Consider the following 23,257-nt stretch of genomic DNA (forward strand, 5'->3'; position numbering starts at 1 on the left):
TTTTTAATATTAAATATAGCTGATACAACAGATTTTAACAACGGGCTGAAGCGATCGGCGCATATATTTCATACATTTACCGCAATAATACTCTTATAATCCCAACAGTTGATTGTCATGTTTGTTTTAAGTAAATAATTAACATCCATTACGCTTATGACTATACGCTTTTACTCCTCATTGGCCTTACTGACACTGATTATTTTTGCTGCCTGCCAGCAACAGAGCGGATCCCGGAAAAAAAACAAAGCAAGAGATACTACTCACTATACTAAACAAGAGTATATTGAACAGACTATCGACAGCAATTATGTAAATAATTTTCTGCAGTCGCATACATCATACGACGCGTATGATGAGTATATACGAAACTTCTACCGTAAGCGCGACTATCACTTCGCATGGATCAATAAAGATGGGCTTACCGAGCAGGCAGGCAACTTCATTAACATGATGAAAAATGATGCTGCCTACGGTATTAAAGACAGCAGTTTGATGAACCCCGATCTGCAGCGGCTTACCGATACACTCCTGGTAAGTGATGTGGGCCTGAAGGCCGGAGACACGGCGGTGCCTCGCATTGAAATGCTGCTCACCGCGCAATTCTTTGCCTATGGAAATAAAGTATGGGGCGGACTTACTGCCGATTCAGCAAAAGACCTGGAATGGTTTATTCCCCGTAAGAAAATAGACATGGAAAGCCTGCTGGATTCCATGGTGAATAAAAGGAACAATGCTTTTGAAGATGATGAGCCGGTAAACAGGCAATACATTATGTTACGCCAGCAACTGAAAAAACTGGCGAAAATAGAATCTTCCGTTAAATGGGATTCTATCCGCATCACCCAGAAAAGCTTTAAGAAAGGAGATTCGGCTGAAGTGATTGCAGCGGTAAAAGCCAGGCTGGAAGCCTATGGCGACCTTCCCGGAACCGATACCAGCAAACGCTTCAATGCCGCACTTGATTCTGCACTGCGCAATTTCCAGCTGAGGATGGGACTGAAAGAAGATGGCCTCATTACCAAAGGCGTACTGGATGCACTGAATACCCCGGTACAGGACCGTATACAGAAAATCCTGGTTAATATGGAACGCCTCCGCTGGGTGCCCATTGAGCCCACTACAGACTATATCCTGGTCAATATCCCACAGTTTAAAATGCATGTATATGATAAAGGAAAGCTGTCGTGGAGCTGCAACGTAGTAGTAGGGAAGCCTGGCGCCAATACCGTTATTTTCACAAAGGACCTGCGTTATGTGGTGTTCAGTCCTTACTGGAACGTACCTCCCGGCATCCTGGGCGGAGAAGTGTTGCCTGGCCTGAAACGCAGTGGCAGTGGATATCTTGCCCGACAGAATATGGAGATTGTAGGAGCAAGCGGAAAAGTGATTGCTCCCGGGTCTATCAATTTTGCAAGATATTCAGGCGCGAATTTTCCATATATCGTAAGACAGAAACCCGGTGGTAAAAATTCGCTCGGCAAAGTGAAATTCCTGTTCCCCAATGAGTATAACATTTACCTCCATGATACGCCTGCCCGTTACCTGTTTGGAGAGAACAAGCGTTCCTTCAGTCATGGCTGTATCAGGGTGGCAGAACCCAAACACCTGGCGGAATGGCTGTTGCGTGGGGACTCGGCCTGGACAGAGAAGAAGATTGACGAGGCACTGAATGGAAACAAAGAAAAATATGTAACGATAAAAGAGAAGGTACCTGTTTTCATTGTGTATTTCACCGCCTTTGTAGACAGCGACGGGCGTCTGAACTTCAGGGATGATGTGTATGGCCACGATAAAAAACTGGCGGCCTCCCTGTTTGGCAAATAATATATAATGCAGCGGAGGGGCATTTGCCTTCCGCTGCACTGCTCTAACACTATGCGCCTACTGCAATTACAGAAATCTCTACTTCCACTCCCTTAGGCAATCCTGACACCTCTACAGTTTCCCGGGCCGGAAAATCACCCTTGAAATAACTGCCATATACTTCGTTCACCTGCGGGAAAGTTTTCATATCTGTTAAAAAGATGGTGGTTTTTACGACGTGCTCAAATCCGAGCCCGGCTGCAGTGAGAACGGCCTGTAAATTTTTCATTACCTGGTGCGTTGCATCTACGATACCGGATTTGATCAGTTCGCCGGAAACGGGATCCAGGGCTATCTGACCGGATACATACAGGGTGTTGCCTGCTTTTACCGACTGGTTGTAAGGCCCTATAGGAGCGGGCGCATTGTTTGTGTTAATAATTTGCTTTTCCATGAAAACGAAAGTAAATAATAATTGAGAACGCACCAATGTATGCCGTGCAGATGCATTATAATTAATGATTCTTTATTAGGTTTGCCGAAATTTAACGCATGAATATCCTGGTAATAGCAGATGCGCAGCGCTTTGATGAATTGCAGGAAAAGGGAATGGAACAGCATCACAATGTACAATGGAAAACAAGCCTGGAGGAGGTTTTATCCCTTAAAGCATTTGACCTGGTGCTGGATCTTATTTTTGATGACCGGCCGGATCACGCGCTCGTGTATGCTAAAAATCCGGGTATTCCCGTGCTGGCTGGAATAGTGAAAACCTCGTTAAGTGAAATCATTGGCCAGTACGCGTTTGAGCAGGGTTTCAATATCATGGGCTGTAACTTTCTGACGGGTATGGTGAACAGGCCGGTGCTGGAAGTATCGGTACTCGACGAAGGGCAAAGGAAAACGCTGGACGAGCTGATGTACAAGCTTGGCTGGGAATACCTGCTGGTGGCGGATGCCGTAGGATTGGTAACACCCAGGGTGATATGCATGATCATCAATGAAGCATATCTCACTGCGCAGGAGGGCACCGCATCGCGGGAAGATATTGATACATCTATGCGTTTAGGTACCAATTATCCTTACGGGCCTTTTGAATGGAGCGAACGGATAGGTATAAAACAGGTATACGAAGTATTAAAAGCTGTACACGACGCTACCGGCGACGACCGGTACCGGGTAGCAGCCTCATTGCAAACAGCTTACGAAGCAATCTGATTTTTACATGGCACTTATACTGAATATAGATACCGCAACCACAACAGGTTCTGTGAGTCTTTCCCGGGATGGGAAAGCCATTCAAACGCTGGTGAATGAAAAGCAGCAGGATCATGCCGCCGCTATGATCTTGTTTGTTCAGCAGATAATGAAAGAGCAGGGTATCGCACCCGCGCAGCTGGATGCAGTAGCGGTAAGCGCGGGACCGGGTTCGTATACCGGTTTACGTATAGGCGTAGCTACCGCTAAAGGTTTGTGTTATGCCTGGAACAAGCCATTGCTGGCCGTTTCCACGCTTCAGATGATGGCGCAGGGATTAATTGCAGACCTAAAAGATGAGCAGGCATTGTATTGTCCTATGCTGGATGCCCGCAGGCAGGAAGTGTTTACCGCCTTGTACGACGCGCGCCTGCAGGAGATAATGCCGCCACAGGCTATGATCCTGGAGCCATCTTCAATGGAAGGCCCGCTGGCAGCGTATAAGATCTACTTTTTCGGAGATGGCAGCCCTAAATGGCAACTGATGCTATTTTCACATAAAAATGCTATTTTTACAGAATATAAGATAAGTGCCGCGCACATGGCATCTTTATCAGCCCAGGCTTATGACAAAAAATTATTTGCAGACCTGGCCTATTTCAGTCCATTTTACCTCAAGCCTTTTTATTCTTCTCAGAAGCCATAACATATCTAATAGTTTTGTCATGGAATAGTCAAATTACATCTAATTTGCAAGTATCCGGGGCATATATATTATAAAATAAGGTATGGAAATTTTTTTTATTGTGACAGATATTATATTTTTGTATAAATCGATTACCGCAGTTGTTGTCTAACTGTTTGCGAGTACTGTCCGTTGATCCCTTTCATTTCATCATTTTTTTAAAACTATTATGCGATGGAAAAAACATTATTAACTACCTCTTCTAATACTCTTATTATTTCTAGAGGTACCAATGAAAAAGACCAGATCAAATTGGATTACATTGCCGTAAAGAAGGCTGCTATGGTTTTACGTGCTATCAACCATAAGCTGCGCCAGCAGATGATTAAGCTGCTGGAAGATCACAAGAAAATGACCGTGACGGAGATTTATGTGAAATTGCGTCTGGAACAATCGGTAGCATCGCAACACCTCGCCATATTAAGGCGTGCAGGCATTGTAATTACAGAAAGAGATGGTAAGTTTATTCATTACACCATCAACAAGCAACGTATTGCTGAAGTGGCGAAGTTTGTGGAAGAACTTGTTGGTTAAAAGCATTGATCCGTATCATTACGGAAGGTATTATATAAAAAAGTAGCCATACGGCTACTTTTTTATTTTGGTATAGATTTTATCCATGAGTATGCAACCTCAGAAGTTGTAAATTTGTAAAAATCAAAAACCATGTACGTAAAACAATTGTACACCAGCTGTTTGTCGGAAGCGGCATACTTCATAGAATCCAACGGGATCGCGGTAGTGATTGACCCGTTGCGTGATATTGAAGTATACCTGGACCTGGCAAAAGAACGTAACGCCACCATTAAATACATTTTTGAAACACATTTTCATGCAGATTTTGTTTCAGGGCACCTGGAACTGGCAGAAGCTACCGGCGCAAAAATCGTATACGGCCCCGATGCGGAAACCAGCTTCGATTCTTATATAGCAAAAGATAACGAAGTATTCCAGATAGGCGCTGTAACCCTCAAAGTGCTGCATACACCAGGTCACACTATGGAATCGTCCTGCTACCTGTTATCAGACGAACAGCAGCAGCCATACGCTGTATTTACCGGAGATACCTTATTTGTTGGAGATGTTGGCCGCCCGGACCTTTTCAGCGGTAACCTCACCAAAGAAGAGCTGGCCGGTTACCTGTTCGACTCGCTCAACAGCCGCATTAAAACATTACCGGATGCAGTAATTGTATACCCTGCACATGGTCCCGGTTCTGCCTGTGGTAAAAACCTGGGCCCAAATACTTACAGTACCATCGGTGAGGAGAAAGCCACCAACTACGCATTACTGGCTACAGATAAAGATAAGTTTATAGAAGAAGTGACCAACGGCCTGGCTACACCACCATCCTATTTTCCGATCAACGCAAAAATAAACAAGGAAGGATATGATGCGTTGAAAGCGGTAATGGAAAAGGCAATGCAGCCACTTACCCCTGCTGCGTTCAAAGCAAAGGCTAAAGCCGGGGCACTGATCCTCGATACCCGTCCGGCAACTGAATTTGGCGATGGATATGTTCCGGGCGCCATCAGCATAGGACTGGAAGGCCGCTTTGCTGAATGGGCAGGCAGCCTGCTGCCATTTGACCAGGACATCATCCTGGTAACGCCCATCGGTAAAGAAGAAGAAACTGTGGTTAGAATGGCCCGTGTCGGTTTTGACAATGTGGTGGGCTACCTGGATGGCGGATACCCTGCATGGGAAGCAGCCGGCGAGGCAAAAGATATGATCATCACCGTGGAAGCAGATGAACTGGCAATGGACGTTCCGCACGATTCCAACCTGGTGATCATTGATGTTCGTAAACCAATTGAGTTTGCCGACGGCCATATCAAAAACGCCCTCAATATTACCCTCGGTGATATGAAGGACCCCGGAAAATTAGCAGACCTGGAAGATAATCATAACCTGTATGTACATTGCCAGGGTGGCTACCGCAGCATCATTGCCTGCTCTATTATGAAAAGAGAAGGCATCCACAATTTACGCAACGTGGAAGGTGGGTTTGATAAAATGAAGGACCAGAAAGGGTTACAGGTTGTACAGGAAAAAACTGTACTGAACTAAATCCCTCTATATTTTTAAACGGGAGTGATAAGAAGAAGTGAGAACTTCTTGCTATCACTCCTGTTTTCTTTTGGCTATTCCCCACGTATTTGTTAACTTCTTGCAACAAAATTGTTTGGGCATGACAAGCAAAACCCTGGCAATAGCCTTATTAATATTTATAAACGCAGGAATGTTCGCCTGTAAACCTTCTGATGCGAAATTAAAGGAGGAAGTGAATGAGAAGCTAAGTCATATTCCCGGTATCACAGCAGACGTGAAAAACGGGGTAGTGATACTCAGTGGTGAAGTGAGTGATGAAGTGGCCAAATCGGCCGCTGAAGATGCGTTAAAAGGACTGAAAGGAATGACAGCTGTACAGGATAACATCACTGTGAAAACTACCATAGCAGTTCCACCCCCACCACCGGCGCCGGCAGTGGAAGCGGCGCCTAACCGGGACGTTATTCTGAAACGTTCACTCGATTCTGTTTACGCTGCCCGGAGGTTTAATAATATAACAGTTACTGTTTCGGATGGAGAAGTTATTCTCAGTGGAAGCGTGAGGAAGAAAAATGTTCGTAACATGCTGCAGATAGCACAACAGTTCCCGGCAAAGAAAGTAACGAATAATGTACAGGTAAAGTAGAAAAGCATGAAGCGGAGAGGAGATAAAGAAGTATTCATCTCCCGGAAAAAATTACTTCCCTTTATATTCATGCTTCCAGCGCCGGTGGCTCCATACCCATACTTCGGGCTGTTCGTGGATATTTTTTTCGAGATATTTTACAAAAGCTTCTGTAATAGCTCCATCCGGTTCCAGCTGCGGGTTTTCAAAGGCCAGCTTCAGAGAAGCGTGATAGTATCCTCTCTTTACTTTACGGATGTCTACAAATACCACCGGTATATTGCTTCTTTTAGCGCCCATTTCAGGGCCTTTGTAAAACGGTGTCATTTTATTGAGGAAAGGGTACCAGTAGCAGCTGCGTGGGTTGCCTGGATTTTGATCGGCCACCAGGGCAATTAAATATTGTTTGTTGGTCCATGCCCGCATGCTGTTCCCCATATCGTTGGCGGGAATGAGAATGGTACCGAATTTTTCCCTGAAGTGACGGAACATCCTGTCGGCGGGCTTGCTGGTAAGCGGCATATACACTACCAGGAAGGGAAACGCCACACCCTGCATACAAAACAGGTTGGCCCATTCCCAGTTGAAATTATGACCCAGGTGGAGCTGGCAGCTCTTACCCTGCGCATACAGTTCATGCAACACGGTAAGATCACAGCGGAACCGCTTTTGGAGCTGTGCCTTGCTTATAGTTAGCAGCTTGATGGTTTCCACCATCATATCAGTAAGGTTGTGGTAATATTTTTTAGCCAGCAGGGTGATCTCTTCTTTCGATTTATCAGGGAAAGCCTGGGTCAGATTCTCCATCACAACTTTCCTGCGATACCCGATCACATAGTACACCAGCACGTATAATACATCGCTGATGAAGTAAAGTACCGGGAAAGGCAATATGGAAAGGCTATAGCAAAAAGCAAGCAGCAGATAATACATATTCCTGATTGTTGTAAATCCAGCGCAAAGGTAATGAAAGACAGCCGTTTGGCTTACAGCACAATGTTTTGTACCAGCTCGCTCTTATACGGATAGTCGGTATTGAAATGCAGTCCACGGCTTTCTTTACGGAAGGCGGCGCCTTTTACGATCAGGTATCCCGCGGTTATAAGGTTACGCAGTTCGCATAATTGCGGCGATACCATGGTTTTTTCGTAGAGGTCTTCCGTTTCTTCATGGAGGATATCCAGCCTGCGCAGGGCACGTTGTAAACGTACATCTGTTCTTACAATCCCTACATAATCGCTCATGATCTGCTTCAGCTCTTTCAGGCTCTGGGTGATCAGGATCATTTCTTTGGGCGCGCTGGTGCCGGTGGCATCCCAGTCGGGAACATTATCTTTGAATTCCAGCAGGTCTATTTTGCTGGTGGCATCCATAAAGCAGCGGTGTGCAAATACCATTGCCTCCAGCAGCGAGTTGGAAGCAAGGCGGTTGGCTCCATGAAGCCCGGTGCTGGCGCATTCGCCGCACGCATACAGGTTACGGATAGAGGTGAGCCCCCATTCATTGGTTTTGATACCACCGCAGCTGTAATGTGCAGCTGGTGATACGGGGATCATTTGCTGCGCTACATCGATCCCTGCTGCCTTACAGGTTTCGTAGATGTTGGGGAAATGATGAATGAATTTCTCCAGGTCCATATGGCGGCAGTCGAGATAAACATGCTCGGTACCGGTGATCTTCATTTCACTGTCGATGGCCCGGGCTACGATATCGCGGGGGGCCAGCGACAAGCGCGGATCATACTTGTGCATAAAGTCCTCGCCATGAATATTGCGCAGGATACCGCCGTCGCCCCGCACTGCTTCTGTGATGAGGAACGAAGGGCTTACGCCCGGCTGGTAAAGTGCTGTAGGATGAAACTGGATGAACTCCATGTTTTCGATACGGCCTTTTGCACGGTACACCATGGCCACGCCATCGCCGGTAGCGATGTTGGGATTGGTGGTACTGCGGTATACCTGGCCATTGCCACCGGTAGCCAGCAGTGTTACTTTGGAAAGGATCTTTTCTATTTTATTGGTAGTAAGATTTAATACGTATACCCCATAGCATTCTATATCCGGAGTGGATTTGGTGACCAGGTATCCCAGGTGATGCTGGGTAATGAGGTCTACCACGAAGCAGTGAGTGATCAGTTCAATATTCGGACGACGGTGGATCGCTTCCAGCAGTGCGCGTTCTATTTCCTTGCCGGTAACGTCCTTATGGTGGATCACCCTGAAAACGGAGTGCCCGCCTTCGCGGCCGAGAGAGAAGTCGCCGTCGGCGTTTTTATCGAAATTAGCGCCCCATTCAATGATCTCGTTCACTCTTTCCGGGCCTTCGGTTACCACTATCTCTACCACCTCTTCATTACAGAGGCCATCGCCGGCAATGAGGGTATCCTCTATATGTTTTTCGAAACTATCATTCTCCAGGTCATTTACCACTGCTACGCCGCCCTGGGCGTATTTGGTATTGGTTTCATCCTCCCGGCTTTTTGTGATGATAGTAATCTTTTTATCCGGACATTGTTGTGATACTTTGAGCGCATAAGTGAGCCCTGCAATTCCTGAACCGATGACAAGAAAATCTGTTTGCTGCATAGTAAAGCAAAAATAAGCATTACCGGTTAATTTTTACCCGGAAGTACTCAGTGCTGCCATACACAAGCCCCCATTGGGCAAAACCATAGGTGAGCATCACGAGGATATCGCCGGCAGGGAGTGGGCGGTAGAATTTACCTGTGGCTATCAGCGCATCGGAGATCACGAACAATATGGCGCCAACGAGAGAATACCAGCCGGTTGGTTGCCGGCTGAAATGAAAGGCATGCAGCACGCATTGTACCAGGAAGAAAAGCGCAATGGCATATGCAATAACGGGTACGGCCAGGCTTCCCAGCTGTGGCAGCAGGAATAAAAGGAACAGGATAATCACTGCAGCATTCAGCAATATGTACGGATACCTGCATAAAGGCACCGGCAAATTGCTGTACCGTATTTTCAGGAAGAAGATACAATACATGATCTGCGCTATAAAGAAGCTGCCCAGCCCGGGCAAAAACAGGTGATCGAACAACAACAGATCATCTCCCAGGGAAGAAAAAAATAAGGCAAGCAATAAAAAAATACGGAAAGAGCGGGGCATTTTTATGTTGGTATACAACGTGTACACTGCCAGTAAAATCATCAGCAGCGGTTTGGTTGCATACCGGTATTCTTCTTTGTCAAAGGCAATCAGCAGAATATCAGCCAGTAGTACAAGGAAATAAACAATAAGGTGTTTAGGGCGCAACATGTAAAACGGGAATTGTACCGGTAATTTACAATATTTCTCCTAAGTATTCAACAGGATATAAAACGTAGTGCCGTTACCGTTAATGCCGGGGCTTATCACTTTCAGCTGCCCGCCATGCATTTGTATGATCTGTTGTGAGAGGCTAAGGCCAATGCCGGATCCTTTCTTTTTGGTCGTAAAGAAGGGAATGAATATTTTGTTCATGGCCTCGGCATCAATGCCAGGGCCGTTATCAGTGATCTCGATACAGATCTGCTGAACGTTATTAAGATATAGTTTCATACTGATGGCTGCCTGGGGAGTTTGTTCCAGTGCATCCATCGCATTTTTAACCAGGTTGATCAGCACCATCTGCAACTGCGATATATCTGCATGGATTTCCATGTTTTCGGCATCTGTTTCTACCGAAAACCGGATGCCCGCCTGTTTCATATCTGCCTGAAAAAGGCTGCTGACGGAGTTTACAAGAGATCTTACATTTACATTGGTAAACTGCGGTTGCGGAAGCGTAGTATAATCGCGGTAAGCATTTACAAAGTTCATGATCCCCTTGCTGCGGCTTTCCACTGTTTGCAGCGCTTCGCGTAAGTCGGAAATGCCTTCCTGGTGCTGTGCGCCGGGAGCAATGTCCAGGTCTACAATTTCCTGCATGGTACCAATCAGCGACACAATAGGCGTTACGGAATTCATGATTTCATGGCGCAATATTTTGGTGAGGTTCTGCCAGGCTTCCAGTTCTTTTTTCTGCAGTTCGGAATGGATGTTCTGAATAGAAATAAGCTTGATGAGCCGGCCCTGCAAACGCACGGTGGCAGCGTGTATAGACAGTTGTTGTTCCTGTCGCGTGGCATACAGTGTTTTGTTACCGGAAGGCAGTTCCATCAGTAATTCAGCCAGGCCGGGGTGAACTGTTTTCAGCTCATGGATATTGCGTAGCCGGTAAATGCCCATCAGCCGGAAAGCGGCCGGGTTAATGAGCTCTATTTTACCTTCTGTATCAAACGACAATACGCCTATGCTGATGTGTTGTACAATAGTATCGATATATTTCAGGTTGGCTTCTTTTTCTGCCCTGGTTTGCCGGAAGGCTTCCAGCACTTCATTGAACTGGTGGTTCAGCATACTGAAGCTTTTGCCCAGTTTGTTATCGGCGCTGAAGCGGATAGAAAAATCTTCATAGCGTATGGATTCCAGGAACAGTGTAAGCTTCCGGTTGATCCGGTTAAGATAATAGTAGATGCCATACAGCTGGATCAATATCAGGGGGATAAGGAGGAAGGTAAGGGGTTGCATATTGTGCATATACAACCAGATGGCTGCTGTTAGGGTAGCTGCCAGCAGGATAACCCGTAAGCTGATATTAATGCTGAAGCGATTCATGGTTTTAAGAGCTTAAAGCAGAAAGCGGAAAGCAAAAAAGCTATTGTTTTGGAAAAATAAAAGCGTATCGTTAAACATATTATGCAGGAGCTTTTTGCTTTACCCCTTCTGCTTTCTGCTATAGGTTATATTTTTCCAGTCGTCTGTAAAGTGCGGCCCTGCTGAGCCCCAGTTCTTTGGCAGCTTCCGTGATGTTACCATTACATTTTTTCATGGCCTGTGAAATAATGTTCCGCTCCATTTCTTCCAGGTTATAGCCCGTATCCATCGACTGGTCGGAGTTGTTGTTACTTTTCACAAACACATCTTTAGGCTGAAGGGTTTTTCCCTGCGACAGGATCACTGCTCTTTCCAATGCGTGCTGCAGCTCGCGGATATTGCCTGGCCAATCGTACCGTTGTAACTGGGTAATGAGTGATTCATGCATGCTGTTTACCGGGCGTTTGTATTTATCGCGGTACAGCTGCAGGAAATGTTCTGCCAGCGGGATGATATCTTCCACCCGTTCGCGCAGTGGCGGCAGTTGTATTTCGATGGTATTGATGCGGTAGAGCAGATCCTGCCTGAACAGGTGTTGCGCAGCCATATGTGAAATGTTGCGGTTGGTAGCGCAGATCAGTCTAACGTCAATGGGTATACTTTTATTGGAGCCTACTTTTGTAACGGACCTGTTTTGCAGTACGGTAAGCAGTTTGGCCTGGAAGGGGATAGAGATATTCCCGATCTCATCCAGGAAAATGGTGCCGCCGTTGGCTTCTTCGAACCGGCCGGCGCGGTCTTCACGGGCGTCGGTGAAGGCGCCTTTTACATGGCCGAACAGCTCACTTTCAAACAGGGTTTCGCTGATAGCGCCAAGGTCAACGCTAACAAAGGGTTTGTTGCTGCGGTTCGACTGGGCGTGGATCTGCCGGGCGAGCATATCTTTACCTGTGCCGTTTTCACCAAGGATGAGGATATTGGCGTCTGTGGCGGCTACCCTGGACACGGTATCAAATACTGTAAGCATGCCCGGGCTTTTACCGATTACCTGGTTGCCCGGATGATGTACGGCAGCAGGCGGTTTATCCTGTTGAGCGGCACGTTTGTTATAGGCATTCTGGATGGTGGCCAGGAGCTTTTCGTTTTCCCAGGGCTTGAGCACAAAATCAACAGCGCCGGCCTTGATGGCTCTTACGGCCATTTCCACGTCGCCGTAGGCGGTGAATAAAACAACTGCCGTTTCCGGTTTTATGTCCAGGATACGGTCCAGCCATTCAAAGCCTTCCTTGCCGCTGCTCAGGTCGCGCGTGAAGTTCATATCCAGCAGGATCACATCGTAATCGAAGTTGGACACGAGATAGGGTATTTTCTGCGGATTCTTCTCAAAATCAACCTGTTCGAAGTGTCTTTTGAGTAACAGGCGGGCAGCACGTAAAACATCCACATCATCATCAACAATTAAAATTTTTCCTGGTTGCATGGTAGTCATATGCGAATGGTGAATAGTTGACAATATTAAACAAAGATTTTTTCAAACCCACAGCTAATTTCAGGAACTTTTAAAAGTGTCCGATTATGGACACCGCTTGTCCGGCAAAGGACGTTTTTTTTAATCGTTTTTCGTTGAAAACGTTGCTAGTAAAGTGTTTTCAGCTTTGGCATGTGGATTGACTTTCTCCGGGCAGCAAACTTTTCGCTAAAAAACATGGACAGAAAATTAGAAAAGAAGTTTTGGAATAAAAAGCGCATCCTGATGATAGGTGGTGGCGCCGCGGTAGTAATGCTGCTGTTGTATACGCTGCTTTTTGCGGATCACCGGGCTACCCTGAATGTAGAAAAGGACAAGATCACCATCTCTACAGTAAAGAAAGGAACCTTTGATGTATATATTGCCGTTACCGCGGTAGTAATGCCCCTGAAAACCATCCGCCTGGATGCCATTGAAGGCGGATATGTGAGCCGGAAATACCTGGAGGGGGGAAGCATGGTAAAAGAAGGTGATTCTATCCTGCGGCTGGATAACCAGCACATGATGATGGACTTCGTAAACCATGAAACAGAGATCTACCGCTTACGTAATGAGCTGCAGAATACCCGCCTGAGCATCCGCCAGCAGGAGTTCACCATGCAACAGACTATCTCGGACATTGATGCCAAAATAGAAGCTGCGCAGGATCTGTACGACCGGAACAAGCAACTGGTGGAAGAGAAGATCGTGGCCCGACAGGAGTTTAATAAAAACAAGTTTGAACTGGAAGGGCTCCTGCGTCAGAGAGACATCCAGCTGCAATCCCAGAAATACCAGCAGGACAATGCCAAAATGCAGATAACCCAGCTGGAGGGCACCCTGGCCAGAACCCAGCGCAACCTTGACCTGATGAGGGAAAATCTGAACAGCCTGATTGTGCGCGCCCCTGTTTCCGGGCAGCTTTCTTCCATTGATGTGGAAGTAGGGTCCAGCATCACCGCCGGGCAGAATATCGGCCAGATCGATGACCTGAACGGTTTTAAGTTACGTGCCGATATTGATGAACACTATGTTTCCCAGGTATTTGCAGGGCTGAAAGCCACCTTTGAATTTGATGGTAAATCCTACGATATGGTGGTTACCAAGGTATATCCGGAGGTAAAAAGCGGCCGTTTCCAGGCGGATATGACCTTTGAAAAGAATATGCCTGAAGGCATCCGCCGCGGACAATCATCTCCTATCCGTCTTGTATTGGGCAAGTCGGCCGAAGCCATCCTTTTACCGCTCGGCGGCTTTTTCTCCGATACCGGTGGCAACTGGGTATATGTAGTGGATAAAAGCGGCAACCGTGCAGTAAAACGGAATATTTCGCTGGGCCGTAAAAATCCGCTATATTTTGAAGTACTGGAAGGCCTGCAGCCAGGCGACCAGGTAATTACTTCCTCTTATGAGAATTTCGGAAACAAAGATGTTTTATCTTTTTAGTATTCATCCATTTTTTTATAAACTAGTATTTAAAATCACAAACACTTATGATACGCACTGTTAACTTACAGAAGCTGTTTACAACAGAAGAGGTAGAAACCACCGCCCTCAACGGTATTAACATGGAAGTGCAGGATGGGGAATTTGTAGCGATCATGGGGCCCTCCGGTTGCGGCAAATCTACTTTGCTGAACATTTTGGGCCTGCTCGACAACCCCAGCGATGGTGAGTACCACTTCTGGGATAAGGAGGTAGCGCGTATGAGTGAAAGACAAAGAGCCCAGCTCCGCAAGGGCTCCATTGGATTTGTATTCCAGAGCTTTAACCTCATCGATGAGTTAACAGTGTTTGAGAATGTAGAGTTACCCCTGCTGTACCTGAAAGTACCTGCCGCTGAAAGAAAAATAAAGGTGGAAGAAGTACTGGAACGCATGAACATCATGCACCGTCGCAATCACTTCCCCCAACAACTGTCCGGTGGTCAGCAACAAAGGGTGGCCATTGCCCGCGCCGTAGTGGCCAAACCCAACCTGATCCTGGCGGATGAGCCCACGGGTAACCTGGATTCCACCAACGGGGAAGAGGTAATGAAACTGTTGCAGGAGCTGAACAATGCTGGTACTACCCTGATCATGGTAACGCACTCCCCGTACGATGCCGGGTTTGCGCACCGTATTATCAACCTGTTCGATGGACGCGTGGTAACTGAGAATATCAAGGAACAGTTTCATGTGTGATTTTTTTTCCGCCATTCTAAAACCACATCATGATGTTTCGGAATTATTTCAAAATTGCTGTCCGCCATTTACAGCGCCACAAGCTTATTACGGTGATCAACATTTCCGGGCTTGCAGTAGGCATGGCCTGCTGTATACTGATTGCGCTGTATGTGCGTGATGAGCTGAGTTTTGACAGGTTCCATCATAACGCGGATAATATTTACCGCGTTACCACTCAATCCATACGACAGGCAGGTACTGCGGAATATGGCGCTGCCACCCAGTTTCCAATTGGCCCCAACCTGAAAAAGGATATCAGCAGCATAAAAGAAGCTGTGCGTATTTTCGCGCCGGGAAATACGCTTTATACAGTGGGTGATAAAAAGATCTGGGAAGAAAATTCCGGGTTTGTAGATGAAGCCTTTTTCCAGATGTTCAATTATCCTTTGCTGGAAGGCAATTCTGCCACTGTTTTAAAAGAACCCTATTCCATTGTACTTACCGAATCTGCTGCAAAAAAATATTTTGGGAATACGTCACCCATCGGAAAGCTGATCAAGGTAGGCAATGCCTATAGTTGTACGGTAACCGGTGTGGCAAAAGATTTTCCTGCGAATACGGATCTCCGGATGACCATGATGGTATCGCTTTCCACCATGCTCAAAGAAGCATTAAAAGGTGGAAATGATATGGAAGCCCAGTGGTTTATGTTCAGCAATAATGTTACTTATGTACAGCTAAATGATCATACAGATCCCGCTAAGCTCACTAAAGAACTGCAAACATTTGTTTCTGCCCATATCGGTGGAATACTGAAACGGCATAATATACAATTTGCATTGGAGCTGCAGCCTATCCGGAATGTACATCTGCACCCGGAAGGCGATAGAGGTCTTGATAATTCCCCGCTGATCTGGCTGTATATCGCTATTGCTGTTTTCCTGATCCTCATTGCCTGTATCAATTTTATGAACCTTACCACGGCAAGGGCCCATGAAAGAGCGAGGGAAGTAGGACTACGAAAAGTACTGGGCGCCGAAAGAAAGAGCCTTATCCTGCAGTTCCTCACGGAATCGCTGGTGATCAGTGTTATTTCTTTCCTGCTGGCTATTCTGCTGGTGGGGTTGGTGATGCCCCTGTTTAACACACTTACCGGCAAAAACCTGTTGTTGCTTTCTTCTGCAGATAGTTTTTTATATGGTGGTTTATTATTGCTGGTGCTGGTTGTTGGCCTTATCGCCGGCAGTTATCCGGCGCTTTATTTATCCGGGCTGATACCTGTGCGGGTATTGAAAGGCAATTTTATTACTTCAAGTTCACGGGTGTTCATCCGCCGCGGACTGGTAGTAGCGCAGTTTGCTGTTGCGGTGGCGCTTATCATCTCCACTGTTGTTGTATTCTCCCAGCTCCGTTACTGGCAAACAAAGAATCTTGGGTTCGATAAAGAACATCTTGTAAATGTATACCTCTCTGGTGTGGATGGCGCTAAAACAACATTGTTGAAAACGGCTTTCCTAAACCAATCCGGCGTACAGCAGGCCTCTATGCATAATTTTTTAATGGGTAGCGGCGTGTTTAATAATAATCCTGTGGTACGTGAAGGGCAGGATGATAAAGACGGCTTTGTAGCCGGGATTATCCAGTCGGACTTCGACCTGCTTAAAACAACCGGTATCAGGCTGGTGGCCGGCCGTGATTTTAACCCGGCACTGTCAACCGATTCAACTGATGCCTATATCATTAACCAGGCAGCCGCGAAACAACTGGGATTTAAGGACGACGCTGTAGGAAAAAGAATTGAGTGGAGGCCCGGATATATGAGCAGGCACGGCACTATTATAGGCGTAGTGGAAGATTTTAACCTCCGCTCCCTGCAATCACCGGTTGATCCTATCATTTACATGGTAAGGCAGGATGAAGTAGCCATTATCACCCTGCGGCTGGCTGCAGGCGATCAGAAGGCCATCATGAAGCGTGTGGAATCGGCCTGGAACAGTATTATTGCTGATGTGCCGTTTAATTTCACCTTTGTGGAAGATGATATCCAGGCACGGTATGTTTCGGAACGCACGTTAGGAAAGTTATTTGGTATTTTCTCCGGCCTCGCCATCTTTATAGCCTGTATGGGCCTGCTGGGATTGTCTATGCTCATTTCCCGGCAACGCACAAAAGAAATAGGTATCCGTAAAGTACTGGGTGCTTCTGTTGCCAATATTTCCCTGTTGTTATCGAAAGATTTTCTCAAACTGGTTTTGATAGGAATCTGTATTGCTTCTCCCATAGCCTGGTACGGCATGGAAAAATGGCTGCAGCATTTTGCATTCAGGATACATATCGAGTGGTGGGTATTTGTGCTCACTGCCGTTATTGTGGTGCTGATTGCATTGGGAACAGTCAGTTTTCAGTCGGTCAGATCGGCATTAATGAACCCGGTTAAATCACTTAGATCTGAATAAACATGATTAAGAACTATTTCCGCATTGCCTGGAGGAATCTGAAAAGAAGCCGGTTCTTTGCTGCCGTGAATATTGCCGGTCTGGCTTTTGGAATGGCCGTATGTATGTTTATCCTTTGCTGGGTACTGGACGAATACAGTGTCGATAAATTTCATTCGAACGGGAAGAATATTTACCGTTTGCAGGCAAATGTTGATTGGGGTGGTATACGTACTATGGGCGTTACGCCTGTTATATTGGGAGATGATCTGAAAGATAATTTCCCGGAAATAACAGCAAATGTGAAAGTTCGTGCTACCAATGCCAATATGCTGTTTAAAAAAGAGCAGCAATATGGCCTGGAGAAAAATTACATCTTCGCCACTTCCAATCTTTTGGAGGAAATGGACTTTCCTGTAGTAGCGGGAGATAAGCATACTGCACTGGCTCAGCCCAACTCCATTGTGCTGACCGAATCATTTGCCAGAAAATATTATGGTACCACTGACCTTGTTGGAAAGATAATTAATATAGAAAATAATAAAGCATTGCAGGTAACCGCTATTGTGAAAGATGTACCTGCTGCATCATCTATCCGGTTCGATTTTGTACTTCCCTTTGCGCTTACCCTGCAGGAAGATCCATGGCTGCTGAAGCCCGGCAGTTACAGCGTATTTAATTATATGGTGGTAAAAGAAGGTACAGATATTTCCCGCCTCACTGCAAAAATGCAGCAACATTACGCTACAGTTAGTCCCGATAAAAAGAACGAAATATGGCTGCAACCTTTCCGTGATATCTATCTGCATGAAAAATATGAAAACGGGAAAGTCGCTGGCGGAAGGATAGAATATGTACGCCTGTTCTTTATCACCGCCCTTATTGTACTGGCTATTGCCTGTATCAATTTTATGAACCTTTCTACGGCGCAGGCCTCTAAAAGGGCCCGCGAAGTAGGTGTGCGAAAATCAATGGGTGCTTCAAGGCTTTCGCTGATATTGCAGTTTACCGGGGAAGCCATCCTGATGTGCGCTGTGGCGGCTGTTACCGCAGCGATAGCGGTGTATTTGCTGATGCCGGCATTCAATAATTTTACAGGCAAGCATATTACGTTTACGCTGCCTGTTACCGGTAAATACCTGTTGTTATTGCTGGGAGTGATAGTAGTAACCGGCCTGCTGGCAGGCAGTTATCCGGCTTTTGTGTTATCCCGTTTCCTGCCGGTGAAAGTATTGAAGGGAGATTTGAGCAGTGGAGGAGGAGCGTCGCTGCTCCGTAAGAACCTGGTGGTGCTGCAGTTTGTACTTTCTTTTATTTTTATTGTGGGCAGCGTGGTGATCTACAACCAGATGCAGTATATCTACCACCGTAACCTGGGAATGGATAAGGAAAATGTGATGTATATAGCGCTGGATGAGGGCTTTGCTGCCAACCAGGACGCTATTGAACAATCGCTGGCACAGCTGCCGCAGGTAAAATCGTTTACCTACAATAATTTCCTGCCACTGTCAATTGGCGGAACAAGTGCCGACCTTAGCTGGGAAGGAAAACCGGATAAACTGGTGGTAAATACGGCGCCGCAATTGGTGGGTTATGATTATGTTTCCACTATGGGAATGGCAATGAAGGAAGGTCGGGATTTTTCGCGGGGCTTTGCTTCGGACTCCGGAGCTTATATTATCAATGAAACGGCCGCCCGTGTAATGGGTATGACCCACCCCGTAGGAAAACAGATCAGCTTCTGGAAAGGAAAAGGTACTGTCATCGGTGTAGTAAAGGACTACCACTTTGCTTCCATGAGGGAAAATATTTCACCGCTGGTGTTGATGCTGGAGCCAAAGCAAAACAGTTACATGATGCTTCGCCTGTCGAAAGGAGATGTGCCCGCCCAGGTAGCCGCCGTGGAAAAAGTATTTACCAGGCTGAATCCCGGTTATCCAATGGATTATCATTTTCTTGATGAAACTTTTGACAACATGTACAGATCGGAAACGATGCTGCGTAAACTGGCGCAGGTATTCGCAGTGGTAGCAGTGCTTATTTCCTGCCTGGGCCTGTTCGGGTTATCGGTTTTTACTGCTGAGCAACGTAAAAAAGAGATCGGCATCAGGAAAATTCTCGGTGCTTCTGTAATGAACGTTACCAGTTTACTGTCGAAAGAATTCCTTACCCTGGTGCTTATCGGCATCTTACTGGCTACTCCTGTCAGCTGGTATATGATGAATAACTGGTTGTCCGGGTTCGCGTATCATACTGATTTATCTGCCTGGATCTTTATTGTTGCCGGTATACTGGCGATAGTGATAGCCCTGGCAACAGTGAGTTTCCAGTCGGTAAAAGCGGCCCTGGCCAATCCTGTAAATTCTTTAAAAGCAGAATAGTATATGCTTAAGCGTTATATCGTCATAACATTCAGAAATCTGCAGCGGCAAAGGTTGTTTACCTTTATCAACATTGCCGGGCTGGCAGTGAGTATGTCGGTATGCCTGATCGTACTGATATCTGTACGTGAAAACTTAAGCTATGATAATTTTCACCCGGCGGCCTCACGCACATGGCGGATCACCACGCATGCGCAAACGCCCGATGGGAGAAAGTACCATATGGCAAGCGTTCCCTTGCCCATGGGGCCTGCATTAAAAAGTAGTTACGCCGCTGTTGAAAATGAAGCTACTTTATATGGTGTGTTAAATGGAGAAGGAAAGATAGATAAGAAGAAGATAAACATCCATGGGGCTTTTGCAACCCCTTCCTTTTTCGAGGTGTTTGGTTTTAAGCTGGCTGCGGGCAATCCCCGCACGGCATTGGTTACTCCTAACAGCATTGTGCTCACCGCAGAAACAGCCCAACGCTTTTTTGGAACTACCGATCCAATGGGAAAAGTGATCCGGTTCGACCGGTTTGGCAGTTTTATCGTTAGCGGGGTAATGGAGCCGGCTCCTTCAAAATCGCATATCGACTTTGAGGCATTTGCGGCCATGTCGTCTGTACCGTTGCTGGAGGAAAGCAAGGTATTGCCGGATAAACTGAATAACTGGGATGTGGTACAGAGTAGTTACACTTACGTAGTGTTGCGCAAGGGTGAAAAAGTATCGGCGCTGGAGGCTGCGCTGAAAGACCAGGCGCACCGGTACGATGGGTTGGTGCAGAAAGGTCAGGGCAGCATGGCATTTGAGCCGCAGGCGCTGGGCAAAATCACTCCATCAAGAGAAATGATGGACGATATAGGTAGCGGTCCGCCCTGGGGGAAGGTCCTCGCCGAAATAGGCGTGGCCCTGGGCCTGATCATCTGCGCCTGTTTTAACTATACCAATTTATCCATTGTACGTTCTTTACAGCGAGCCAAAGAGGTGGGGGTGCGGAAAGTAAACGGCGCCCAGCGCTGGCAGATATTCCTGCAGTTTATAGTAGAATCCGTTATCATGTGCATATTGGCGCTGACCATGGCCATTTTGCTGTTAATGATAATGCAGGCCACTCATTTCAGTGGGTTGCCGGTGCCGGATAATAACCTGCTGGATCCCCGCCTGCTAACACTATTCTTTTTGTTCAGCATCACTATAGGCATAGTGGCAGGGGCTATCCCCGCCTGGGCCTTGTCTTCCTTTCAACCGGCAAAAGTATTAAAGGACCTGATCGATATTAAATTATTTGGCGGACTGGGATTAAGGAAGTCGCTCATTGTGATCCAGTTTTCGCTATCGCTAACCGCTATTATTTTCCTGGTTACCGTATACCGGCAGTTCCATTACAAAGCCATTAAAGACATGGGCTTTTACCGCAAGGATATACTGAATGTTCCCTTGGGCGATGTGGATTTTCAACGGATGAAAGAGCGGATGATGCAACTGAAAGAGGTGGAAACAGCTACCGCCAGTTCAGGAACACTGGGAATGCCGAGGCATTGCAGCTTCTGTGTTATCCGTACCGGTGAAAGCAAGAACAGGATGGAATTTGGTTATTATGCCGGGGATGCCGACTTTATTAAAACCATGCACCTGAAATTGCTGGCAGGAAGTACTTTCCCGGAATCGGCATCTGCAGAAAAAGAACAATATATTATTGTGAATGAAAAGGCTGTTAGTGTGATGGGCCTGAAATCCCCGGCAGATGCCATTGGAAGAACATTGTTCCTGTCGGATTCCCTGCCGGTAAGTATTATTGGTGTCATAAAAGATTTCAATTACCAGCCCATAGAAGTGAATATCCGACCGATGGCCATCCGGTTTGTTCCCGCTGAATTCCACCAGTTACAGTTATCGATGCTGAAGGGAAACAAGGAGCAGCAGGTGGCTGATGTGAAGAAAATATGGACGGCCATGAACCCCGGGGAAACCTTCCCGGCAGAATGGATGGACGAGCAATTACTTAGTCGCAATGGGAGAGAAGTAGTTTCCATGTTAGGGTTCCTGGTATTTATTACTACCATGATAGCCGCCCTGGGCCTGCTGGGTATTGTAGCTTATACCTCGTTTACCCGCAGGAAGGAAATAGGTATCCGTAAAGTGTTGGGTGCCAGTGCTACGGGCTTATTAATGCTGTTGTCGAAAAATTATATAAAACTGATTCTTATCGCCGGCTGTATTGCCCTGCCATTGGGATATATCAGCAGTGTATTTTTCCTGCAGATATTTGCCTACCGGGTAAGCACGGGTATCCTGGCTATGCTGGGGAGCTTTTTATTCCTGGTGTTCCTGGCGCTGGTTACTATTTTTTCACAAACCTGGAGAGCCATAGAAGTGAACCCGGTAAATAGCCTGAGAAACGATTAACTATGCTGTTGCTGAACTACATAAAACCCGCGTGGCGTAATCTTGTAAAAAGAAAGCTGTACAGTTTCATCAATATCGGTGGACTGGCGGCTGGTTTGTGTGCGTGTATGCTGATCATGCTGTATGTGGCGCATGAGCTGAGCTACGATCGTTTTCATAAAGACAGTGACAGGATCTATTCCTTAATGGAAAAGATTAAGCTGGAAAAGGATACTATGCAGATCGAGCGCTTTAACGCTACCGCTGCGCCAACTATCCGGCAACAGAATGCCGCGGTGGAAAGCTTTGTCCGTATGGGTAACCTGGCCAGTGAATCCATCATTATACAGAATGTAGCCAATCCGGATATGAAGAGTGAAGAACCTGATACCTGGTTTACGGATGCCAACTACTTCAGTTTTTTTTCTTTCCCTTTACTGTCGGGTAATAAAAGCGAAGTACTAAAACAACCCTTTACCGCTGTAATTTCGGCTTCCACTGCAAGAAAATACTTTGGAGGCACGGATGTTATTGGTAAACAGTTACGGTATAACGGTAAATATATTTTCCAGGTATCCGGTGTAATGGCTGATGCGCCTTCCAATTCCAGTATTCAGGCAAATATACTGTTGTCTTATTCCAGTATGGCAGGTATTGAGACATATCGTAATATAATTGCAGAGGAACGCGGATTTGCAGGGATCTTTTTTAAAGTATTCCTGAAGCTGGATGATCCCTCTCATGCCGGGGCTGTAGTCCGGAACATCGACCGCCAGGTTACGGCGCGTTTAGACCAGGGTCGGGCGGTGTTAACACCTATAAAAAGCATTCACACGGACACGCATTTTATGCAAATAAAGAAAATATATGCTGCATACGATCTGCAGGAGCCTTTTCATTATACCTTCCTGGATGAAGTTTTCAGCAAGCTGTATACCGCGGAAGACCGGTTAGCCGGTATCTTCGGATGGTTTACGGTGCTTACGGTGCTGATATCGGCGCTGGGACTACTGGGACTGGCTGCTTTTTCGGCAGAACAGCGGACACGTGAAATAGGCGTGCGCAAAATATTGGGAGCCAGTGTAGTACAGATCACTGCATTATTGTCAAAAGAGTTTATCCGGTTGGTGATGATCGCATTGGTGATCGCATCGCCGGTGGCATGGTACCTGATGCAACAGTGGCTGCAACAATTTGCATACCGTATTCACCTGCAACCATGGATGTTTGTACTGTCGGCCCTCATAGCAGCACTAACTGCGTTGCTGGCCATTGGGGTACAAACATTGAAAGCAGCTGTCAGTAACCCGGTAAACGCATTCAAGATAGAATAACA

At 46.5% G+C, this 23,257-nt stretch carries 18 protein-coding genes; 12 read left to right on the plus strand and 6 right to left on the minus strand.

Annotated elements, in window-relative coordinates:
• The first annotated feature begins 156 nt into the window (after nt 1–156).
• Nucleotides 157–1,827: a L,D-transpeptidase family protein gene (locus FN124_RS10810; RefSeq protein WP_142684734.1), complete on the plus strand. Its 1,671-nt coding sequence runs from the start codon at nt 157–159 to the stop codon at nt 1,825–1,827.
• 49 nt (nt 1,828–1,876) lie between these two features.
• On the opposite strand, the gene FN124_RS10815 is transcribed toward FN124_RS10810, so the two are convergent.
• On the minus strand, nt 1,877–2,260 hold the full coding sequence (locus FN124_RS10815) for a RidA family protein (RefSeq protein WP_142684735.1): 384 nt from the start codon (nt 2,258–2,260) through the stop codon (nt 1,877–1,879).
• 98 nt (nt 2,261–2,358) lie between these two features.
• Between FN124_RS10815 and FN124_RS10820 the strand changes: the two genes are divergently transcribed.
• From FN124_RS10820 to FN124_RS10840, 5 genes are all read left to right on the plus strand, one after another.
• Nucleotides 2,359–3,024: a 3-hydroxyacyl-CoA dehydrogenase family protein gene (locus FN124_RS10820; protein WP_142684736.1), complete on the plus strand. Its 666-nt coding sequence runs from the start codon at nt 2,359–2,361 to the stop codon at nt 3,022–3,024.
• Between the two features lie 7 nt (nt 3,025–3,031).
• Complete coding sequence (gene tsaB, locus FN124_RS10825) at nt 3,032–3,709, plus strand: tRNA (adenosine(37)-N6)-threonylcarbamoyltransferase complex dimerization subunit type 1 TsaB (protein ID WP_142684737.1); 678 nt, start codon at nt 3,032–3,034, stop codon at nt 3,707–3,709.
• Nucleotides 3,710–3,922: 213 nt separating this feature from the next.
• Nucleotides 3,923–4,282 carry an ArsR/SmtB family transcription factor gene (locus tag FN124_RS10830; RefSeq protein ID WP_012788619.1) on the plus strand — a complete coding sequence of 120 codons (360 nt, stop codon included), beginning with the start codon at nt 3,923–3,925 and terminating at the stop codon, nt 4,280–4,282.
• Nucleotides 4,283–4,414: 132 nt separating this feature from the next.
• On the plus strand, nt 4,415–5,818 hold the full coding sequence (locus tag FN124_RS10835; protein WP_142684738.1) for an MBL fold metallo-hydrolase: 1,404 nt from the start codon (nt 4,415–4,417) through the stop codon (nt 5,816–5,818).
• Nucleotides 5,819–5,939: 121 nt separating this feature from the next.
• Nucleotides 5,940–6,446, plus strand: a complete 507-nt coding sequence (locus FN124_RS10840; RefSeq protein WP_142684739.1) for a BON domain-containing protein — start codon at nt 5,940–5,942, stop codon at nt 6,444–6,446.
• 51 nt (nt 6,447–6,497) lie between these two features.
• Here the strand turns inward: FN124_RS10840 and FN124_RS10845 are convergent, their stop codons facing one another.
• The 5 genes from FN124_RS10845 to FN124_RS10865 form a co-directional block, all read right to left on the minus strand.
• The gene (locus FN124_RS10845; protein ID WP_142684740.1) at nt 6,498–7,358 is read right to left on the minus strand and encodes a lysophospholipid acyltransferase family protein; all 861 of its coding nucleotides are present in this window, start codon (nt 7,356–7,358) and stop codon (nt 6,498–6,500) included.
• Nucleotides 7,359–7,411: 53 nt separating this feature from the next.
• Nucleotides 7,412–9,010, minus strand: a complete 1,599-nt coding sequence (gene nadB, locus FN124_RS10850; RefSeq protein ID WP_142684741.1) for an L-aspartate oxidase — start codon at nt 9,008–9,010, stop codon at nt 7,412–7,414.
• A gap of 19 nt (nt 9,011–9,029) precedes the next feature.
• Nucleotides 9,030–9,704 (minus strand): lysoplasmalogenase, encoded by a 675-nt coding sequence (locus FN124_RS10855; RefSeq protein WP_142684742.1) that lies wholly within the window; start codon nt 9,702–9,704, stop codon nt 9,030–9,032.
• A 39-nt stretch (nt 9,705–9,743) separates the two neighbouring features.
• Nucleotides 9,744–11,084: a sensor histidine kinase gene (locus tag FN124_RS10860; RefSeq protein WP_142684743.1), complete on the minus strand. Its 1,341-nt coding sequence runs from the start codon at nt 11,082–11,084 to the stop codon at nt 9,744–9,746.
• Between the two features lie 118 nt (nt 11,085–11,202).
• Nucleotides 11,203–12,543 carry a sigma-54-dependent transcriptional regulator gene (locus FN124_RS10865; RefSeq protein WP_185937211.1) on the minus strand — a complete coding sequence of 447 codons (1,341 nt, stop codon included), beginning with the start codon at nt 12,541–12,543 and terminating at the stop codon, nt 11,203–11,205.
• A 225-nt stretch (nt 12,544–12,768) separates the two neighbouring features.
• Between FN124_RS10865 and FN124_RS10870 the strand changes: the two genes are divergently transcribed.
• Genes FN124_RS10870 through FN124_RS10895 form a run of 6 tightly spaced genes read left to right on the plus strand, consistent with a single transcriptional unit; the run spans nt 12,769 to nt 23,255 of the window.
• The gene (locus tag FN124_RS10870; RefSeq protein ID WP_142684744.1) at nt 12,769–14,016 is read left to right on the plus strand and encodes an efflux RND transporter periplasmic adaptor subunit; all 1,248 of its coding nucleotides are present in this window, start codon (nt 12,769–12,771) and stop codon (nt 14,014–14,016) included.
• A gap of 47 nt (nt 14,017–14,063) precedes the next feature.
• A complete protein-coding gene (locus tag FN124_RS10875) occupies nt 14,064–14,753 on the plus strand; it encodes an ABC transporter ATP-binding protein (protein WP_142684745.1) in 690 nt (229 codons plus the stop codon).
• Between the two features lie 29 nt (nt 14,754–14,782).
• The gene (locus tag FN124_RS10880) at nt 14,783–17,191 is read left to right on the plus strand and encodes an ABC transporter permease (RefSeq protein ID WP_142684746.1); all 2,409 of its coding nucleotides are present in this window, start codon (nt 14,783–14,785) and stop codon (nt 17,189–17,191) included.
• Nucleotides 17,192–17,193: 2 nt separating this feature from the next.
• Nucleotides 17,194–19,551, plus strand: a complete 2,358-nt coding sequence (locus FN124_RS10885; RefSeq protein ID WP_142684747.1) for an ABC transporter permease — start codon at nt 17,194–17,196, stop codon at nt 19,549–19,551.
• A 3-nt stretch (nt 19,552–19,554) separates the two neighbouring features.
• A complete protein-coding gene (locus tag FN124_RS10890) occupies nt 19,555–21,942 on the plus strand; it encodes an ABC transporter permease (protein ID WP_142684748.1) in 2,388 nt (795 codons plus the stop codon).
• A gap of 2 nt (nt 21,943–21,944) precedes the next feature.
• Nucleotides 21,945–23,255 carry an ABC transporter permease gene (locus FN124_RS10895; protein WP_142684749.1) on the plus strand — a complete coding sequence of 437 codons (1,311 nt, stop codon included), beginning with the start codon at nt 21,945–21,947 and terminating at the stop codon, nt 23,253–23,255.
• Nucleotides 23,256–23,257 lie beyond the last annotated feature (2 nt).

The organism is Chitinophaga polysaccharea (assembly GCF_902150045.1).
GTDB classification, from domain to species: Bacteria; Bacteroidota; Bacteroidia; order Chitinophagales; family Chitinophagaceae; genus Chitinophaga; species Chitinophaga polysaccharea_A.

Bases quoted from the DNA above. Each gene is read 5' to 3' on its own strand.
- FN124_RS10810 (WP_142684734.1), top strand. From the start codon at position 157: ATGACTATACGCTTTTACTCCTCATTGGCCTTACTGACACTGATTATT.
- FN124_RS10815 (WP_142684735.1), bottom strand. From the start codon at position 2,260: ATGGAAAAGCAAATTATTAACACAAACAATGCGCCCGCTCCTATAGGG.
- FN124_RS10820 (WP_142684736.1), top strand. From the start codon at position 2,359: ATGAATATCCTGGTAATAGCAGATGCGCAGCGCTTTGATGAATTGCAG.
- tsaB (WP_142684737.1), top strand. From the start codon at position 3,032: ATGGCACTTATACTGAATATAGATACCGCAACCACAACAGGTTCTGTG.
- FN124_RS10830 (WP_012788619.1), top strand. From the start codon at position 3,923: ATGGAAAAAACATTATTAACTACCTCTTCTAATACTCTTATTATTTCT.
- FN124_RS10835 (WP_142684738.1), top strand. From the start codon at position 4,415: ATGTACGTAAAACAATTGTACACCAGCTGTTTGTCGGAAGCGGCATAC.
- FN124_RS10840 (WP_142684739.1), top strand. From the start codon at position 5,940: ATGACAAGCAAAACCCTGGCAATAGCCTTATTAATATTTATAAACGCA.
- FN124_RS10845 (WP_142684740.1), bottom strand. From the start codon at position 7,358: ATGTATTATCTGCTGCTTGCTTTTTGCTATAGCCTTTCCATATTGCCT.
- nadB (WP_142684741.1), bottom strand. From the start codon at position 9,010: ATGCAGCAAACAGATTTTCTTGTCATCGGTTCAGGAATTGCAGGGCTC.
- FN124_RS10855 (WP_142684742.1), bottom strand. From the start codon at position 9,704: ATGTTGCGCCCTAAACACCTTATTGTTTATTTCCTTGTACTACTGGCT.
- FN124_RS10860 (WP_142684743.1), bottom strand. From the start codon at position 11,084: ATGAATCGCTTCAGCATTAATATCAGCTTACGGGTTATCCTGCTGGCA.
- FN124_RS10865 (WP_185937211.1), bottom strand. From the start codon at position 12,543: ATGCAACCAGGAAAAATTTTAATTGTTGATGATGATGTGGATGTTTTA.
- FN124_RS10870 (WP_142684744.1), top strand. From the start codon at position 12,769: ATGGACAGAAAATTAGAAAAGAAGTTTTGGAATAAAAAGCGCATCCTG.
- FN124_RS10875 (WP_142684745.1), top strand. From the start codon at position 14,064: ATGATACGCACTGTTAACTTACAGAAGCTGTTTACAACAGAAGAGGTA.
- FN124_RS10880 (WP_142684746.1), top strand. From the start codon at position 14,783: ATGATGTTTCGGAATTATTTCAAAATTGCTGTCCGCCATTTACAGCGC.
- FN124_RS10885 (WP_142684747.1), top strand. From the start codon at position 17,194: ATGATTAAGAACTATTTCCGCATTGCCTGGAGGAATCTGAAAAGAAGC.
- FN124_RS10890 (WP_142684748.1), top strand. From the start codon at position 19,555: ATGCTTAAGCGTTATATCGTCATAACATTCAGAAATCTGCAGCGGCAA.
- FN124_RS10895 (WP_142684749.1), top strand. From the start codon at position 21,945: ATGCTGTTGCTGAACTACATAAAACCCGCGTGGCGTAATCTTGTAAAA.